This is a genomic window from Pseudomonadales bacterium (assembly GCA_013215025.1).
In the GTDB taxonomy this organism is placed as follows: Bacteria; Pseudomonadota; Gammaproteobacteria; order Pseudomonadales; family DT-91; genus DT-91.
Genome location: JABSRR010000203.1, coordinates 1 through 4,447, shown reverse-complemented (window position 1 = coordinate 4,447; position 4,447 = coordinate 1). Strand labels below are relative to the sequence as shown.

4 protein-coding genes are annotated in these 4,447 nt (G+C 45.9%); 2 read left to right on the top strand and 2 right to left on the bottom strand.

All coding sequences use genetic code 11. The features are described from left to right. Positions 1-99 precede the first annotated feature (99 nt). Positions 100-771, top strand: coding sequence for a hypothetical protein (locus tag HRU21_11720; protein ID NRA42957.1), 672 nt, complete (start codon positions 100-102; stop codon positions 769-771). Here the strand turns inward: HRU21_11720 and ptsP are convergent. Together ptsP and rppH are read right to left on the bottom strand one after the other, a co-directional pair. Next, positions 763-3,057 (bottom strand): phosphoenolpyruvate--protein phosphotransferase, encoded by a 2,295-nt coding sequence (gene ptsP, locus HRU21_11715; GenBank protein ID NRA42956.1) that lies wholly within the window; start codon positions 3,055-3,057, stop codon positions 763-765. The two genes, HRU21_11720 and ptsP, sit on opposite strands and share 9 nt — an antisense overlap. A 2-nt stretch (positions 3,058-3,059) precedes the next feature. After that, a complete protein-coding gene (gene rppH / locus HRU21_11710; GenBank protein ID NRA42955.1) occupies positions 3,060-3,548 on the bottom strand; it encodes an RNA pyrophosphohydrolase in 489 nt (162 codons plus the stop codon). A 180-nt stretch (positions 3,549-3,728) separates the two neighbouring features. On the opposite strand from rppH, the gene HRU21_11705 reads away from it, so the two are divergent. Continuing rightward, entirely contained in the window at positions 3,729-4,382 is a 654-nt protein-coding gene (locus HRU21_11705; GenBank protein NRA42954.1) for an HAD family hydrolase, read from the top strand. Positions 4,383-4,447: the final 65 nt, after the last annotated feature.

The window sequence follows — 4,447 nt, the reverse complement described above, 5'->3', positions numbered from 1 at the left end:
TCATCAACTCTGAGCAAAATCACAGCGCACGATACTGACAATGATTTAATCTTTGTATTTATCAATTCGGTATTTCAACCACTACTAAGCGAATGGCTATTGACTAACAAAAAAGAACAGGTTCTCTATGCCTTAAATCGGCTGAAATTTATCAGTAACTTCCTCAAGTCGACTGAGCCCGTTTCTTCAGAGGAGAGCCAGCGCTTTAGTATGGTGCTGACGCAGCTCGAAACCTTGCTGCTTAAAGAGCAGTTTAATTCTGTCATCCTAACAATATTGATTGAACAGCTAGAAGAGCTGAAAAACTATCGTCAGCAACAGCAAGACCTAAACAGCGTGCATGATTCTATTTTGCAGCACCATGATGCGATATGTGACCTAATTCTTGACGAACAAGATGAATTGATCAGCTTTGATCAGCTGTCATTAATTGGACATCAACACAGCCATAGCGCAGCACTGCAGTTTTTACTGCTGCCCGAACAAGTATCCAACAGCGACGCTGAAAACATTGTTCGCAGTTTATACATGGGCGATAAAGTAAGTCTGCTTATTGAAAATAAGGTCGTAAACTTTGAGTTCGCCTATCACAAGCAGAATCGCAGCTATTTATTTGAGGCTGAGTCAGGGGCACTGCTCATCCGAAGTTTAACTGATTTGCAAAAAGACTTTGCCAGTGGTTTTGCGATAAAACCGCAGGCATCTGTCAGTATTATGCAAGCGCGTAAAAACCTTCTTGCTAAGCTAAAACAACTGCAAAGTTTAGCTTAGCCGACTCTGGGTATTACTCTGCTCCTTAAATAAGGGAGTAATACCAACTTGATCAAGATTACGCTGCAGGTAATCTTTAATATCCTGACTGTGATCCAACTTTAACACCGCATCTAAAATGCGCCGCGCCTGCGGCATATCAACAAAGCGAATTAAGGACTTCACTTTTAATAAACGATTAGGCGATACGGAAATAGCATCAAAGCCCATCGCCAAGAGCAGAACGGCTGCAGCAGGGTCACCGGCAAGCTCACCGCATATCGAAAAAGGCGTACCGATACGCTTTAAACGCGATGCGATGTCCGCAAGCGCGCGAATCACTGCCGGGTGATAGGCATTATACAGCTGACTGACGTGGGTATTGTTGCGATCCACCGCTAATAAGTATTGTGTTAAATCGTTAGAACCTACTGACAAAAAATCTGCCTTTTTCGCCAGTGACTCAAGCTGGTAGAGAATCGAGGGCACTTCAATCATGGCGCCAATTTCTGGCATAGGAACGGGTATACCTTCAAGCGTATTTAATTCATTAAAGGCACGGATAATTAACTGCTTAGCTTCTTCAAACTCGTCTAAACGCGAAATCATTGGCAACATGATACGCAAATTGCCATATTCTTCATTTGCCCTTAGCATGGCACGCACTTGCGAAAGAAAAATTTCGGGGTGATCTAAAGTGACTCTAACACCGCGCCAGCCCAAGGCCGGATTTTCTTCCTCAATGGGAAAATACGGTAAGGACTTGTCACCGCCAATATCAAGCGTGCGCATGGTTACCGGCTGAGGGTGGAAAACCTGCAGCTGCTCTTGGTAAATCTTCTTTTGTTCTTCTTCAGATGGGAAACGCTCACTGATCAAAAAAGGCACTTCCGTGCGATAAAGGCCAACGCCGTCAGCACCCTTCTCTTTTGCCAGAAGTATGTCGGCCGTTAGCCCAGTATTAACAAAAATCGGCAAGGCATGACCATCTATGGTTTCACTGGGGACAGACTTAAACTGTTCTAAACCAAGGTCAGACAACTTTTCTTCTTGCGCAAACTTTTGGTAACGCTCGGTCAGTGCATCGCTGGCATTTGCAATGACTTTTTCTTCAAAGCCATCAATGATAAAAGGTAGACCATCAATCATATTGATGGGCAAATCAACCACGCCCGACAGGGTTGGCACGCCCATCGAGCGAGCCAAAATTGCCACATGCGAGTGGCTGGATCCTTTCACACTGACCAATCCAACTAGCTTATCACGTGGCACTTCAGCCAACATTGCTGGTGAAAGTTCTTCACCCACTAAAATCACCGCACCTTCATATTGCTGTATTGTTGGCGCTGCATCTTGCAAATAGCTAAGAATTCGCAGACCTAAGTCTTTTACATCAATCGCTCGCTCACGCAGATAGCTATCATCCATTAATTTGAACTGATTCAGATGCGCCTGCACAACATCGCGCAAAGCGGTTGTCGCAGCCAGCTTATCAGTCTCAATCAGCTGCTCAACCTCTTGACTGATACCCTGCTGATTTAACATTGCCAGATACACGTCGAACAGCAATAACTCTTCTTTGCTGACGCGATCCGCGAACTTTTGCTTAAGCTGCTGTATATCCGTGCGTACCTTATTAAGGCAACTTCTGAAAAATTCAATCTCTGCGCTCACATCAATAATATGGCGTTCGGCAACCAGTGCAAAGTCAGCACGCGGGCTAACAACCACGGCACGGCCAATAGCTATGCCAATTGAGCCTGAGATCCCGCTAAACTGAACATCTTGTTTAATATGACTGCGATCACCATGCGCTTTAATCGCACCGGTGGCCTGTGCATGCGCAATAACCGCGGCGAGCTGTGCTGAAATAGTGATTAAAAAGGATTCTTCAACTTGATCAAAATGCCGACGCGCTGATTGCTGCACAATTAACACACCCAGGATTTCACGATGATAAATAATCGGGGTGCCTAAAAAGGCATTAAAGGGTTCTTCGCCAATATCCGGTAATAGTTTAAACGCATGGTGTTCTTGCGCATTATCTAAATTAATAGGCTCAGCCCGCTGCACCACCTGGCCAACCAAACCTTGATCTTTGGCTAATGAGATTTTACCTTGCGATGATTTATTCAGACCATCAGTAGCCATAAACACATAGCGACCTGACTCTCTATCCAGCAGATACACACTGCATACATCGGTCTGCATTTCAGCGCGTACGCGGGTCACAATCAGCTCTAGCGCCAGCTGAATATCATTTGCCGAGCTGACTTCTTGAACAATTTGACGCAGTGACTCAAGCATGATTATTGCAGCGCATCAACCAAACGTGCATGCACCGATGACAGCTCTTTTAAGGCTCGCCGATAAACATCGCGTTTAAAACTGATGACCTGATTGAGCGGATACCAAAAACTGACCCACTCCCAGTGGTCAAACTCTTGCTCGACATGTTGAGACAAATTTACCTGTGCATCATCGGCCAGAAGGCGCAGCAAAAACCACTTTTGCTTCTGACCAATACATTGAGGACTGGATGCGCGGCGCAGATGTTTCGGCAAGCGATAGCGAAGCCAGCCGCGAGTCGTTGATATAATTTCAACATCATGAGGTGATAGGCCAACTTCTTCGGCCAACTCGCGATACATCGCCGCCTTTGCTGATTCGCCGCGGTTAATGCCGCCCTGAGGGAACTGCCATGCATCTTGTCCAATGCGCTTTGCCCATAAGACTTGGCCTTTACCATTGGCGATAATAATGCCGACGTTGGCACGATAGCCTTGCTCGTCAATCACAATCGTATTCCTATACGTTGTCGTCGCTCACGGCGCTTATTGCTATTCGGTATTCTCATCTAGCAACGATGCCTAGATCTGGCAGTTGACAGCGACGAATGCATGGCCGATGATGCGCGAAATTTACATTGGGCGGCATATTTACGCCCTTGCTCTTTCACTCCATTGTGCAGCATGATTATGGCTTTAGCAATTTTTGACCTCGACAATACCCTTATTAATGGCGATAGCGACCATGCCTGGGGCGAATTTTTGGTACAGCAGGGTTATGTTGATGCTGACTACTACCAAGATAAGAACGATTATTTTTATCAGCAATATCAGCAAGGTAGCCTTGATATCGATGAATATTTGCAGTTTGCGCTAAAGCCTTTAACGACGCAGCCACGTGCTACCCTTGAAGGCTGGCAACAGCAGTTCATGCAAAGCGTGATTGCACCGATGATGCTACCTAAAGCACAAGCGCTTTTACAGCAGCATCGAGACGCTGGCGATTATCTATTGATCATCTCAGCTACCAACAGTTTTGTAACGCGGCCGATAGCGAAGGCCTTACAGGTTGATGATATTTTGTCTTCAGATCCAGAGGAGATTGAGGGGCGTTTCACTGGCAAAGTGAGCGGCGTGCCCTGCTTTCAGGAAGGCAAGATCAGTCGTTTACAGCAATGGCTGAGTGACAAGCCATTGAGCCTTGAGGGTAGCTATTTTTACTCTGATTCAATCAATGACCTACCCTTATTAAAAGTGGTCGACCAGCCTGTGGTGGTTGATGCCGATGCACGTTTGCTGCAAGAGGCTAAGCTACGAAACTGGCCGATTATCTCTCTGCGATAAGTTCACTGCGATAAACCCTCGCGTTTAGCTGATTCGAGCAAAATCCTAAAAAACTGCACTTTTTA